1 protein-coding gene is annotated in these 1,008 nt (G+C 69.6%); it reads right to left on the bottom strand.

Features of this window, described 5'->3' with window-relative positions; genetic code table 11:
- A partial coding sequence (locus ACIQU4_RS42385) for an IS481 family transposase (protein WP_403743295.1) occupies positions 1-949 on the bottom strand: 949 nt, incomplete at its 3' end.
- Positions 950-1,008: the final 59 nt, after the last annotated feature.

Here is a 1,008-nt window from a genome sequence, read left to right as displayed (position 1 = left end):
TGTATTGCCCAGTGAGGTTGGGGACGCGGCTGGCGGGTGGTTTGCCTGCGAGCGCGGTGTGTCCGCGGTGGTGATTGTAGGTGTGCAGCCACTGGGGGAACGCGTCGCGTCGTTCCTGTTCTGACCGGTAGGGGCGGGCGTAGGCCCACTCGTCCAGGAGGGTGCGGTTGAGGCGTTCGACCTTGCCGTTGGTCTGGGGCCGGTAGGGCCGGGTTCGCTTGTGGGTGATCCCGGCCGCCGCGAGCAGATCGCGCCAGGCATACGACTTGTAGCAGGAGCCGTTGTCGGTCAGCACGCGCTCGACGGTGATCCCGACGCCGGCGTAGTAGGCCTGCGCCCGGGTCCAGAAGGCGGTGGCGGTTTCCTTCTTCTCGTCGGCGTGGATTTCGCTGTAGGCGAGGCGGGAGTGGTCGTCGACGGCGGTGTGGATGTACTGGTAGCCGACGCCGGACTTGGTCTTGCGTCCTGCCGGGCGGCCGAGCATCTTGTGGCCGCCGCCGTCGGGGATGTTGCCGAGCTTCTTGATGTCGACGTGGACGAGTTCGCCGGGCTTCTCGCGTTCGTAGCGGCGTATGACGGTGCCGGTGGCCCGGTCCAGATGCGTCAGGCGGGCGATCCGGTAGCGGGTCAGGACGCGGTGGACGGTGGAGGCGGGCACGTTGAGCAGTCCGGCGATGCGGGCCGGTCCCCACCGCCGGAGGATCCGGACCTTGATGATCCGCCGTTCGGTGCGGGTCGCCGTCCGCCAGGGGCTGTGGTGCGGGCGGGAGGAATGGTCGGCCATGCCGGCCTCGCCGAAGGCCCGGTAGCGGGCGGCCCACCGCTGGGCGGTGGTGGGTGAGACCTGGAAACGCTCGGCGGCCCGCCGCAGCGGCCAGCCGTCCACGACCACGCAGCGGGCAAGCCGCAGCCGTCCGGTCTCGGTCAGGGGTGCATTACGGTGGGGCACGAGGGCCTTTCTGGTCGGTGTAGACGTCGCAATCCACACCGAACCCGGAAGGCCCTCAC

The sequence above is a fragment of the Streptomyces sp. NPDC090741 genome, assembly GCF_044769045.1.
Classification (GTDB): domain Bacteria; phylum Actinomycetota; class Actinomycetes; order Streptomycetales; family Streptomycetaceae; genus Streptomyces.
Note: the sequence above shows the minus strand (reverse complement) of the source record. Positions and strands in the feature narration are given on the sequence as shown.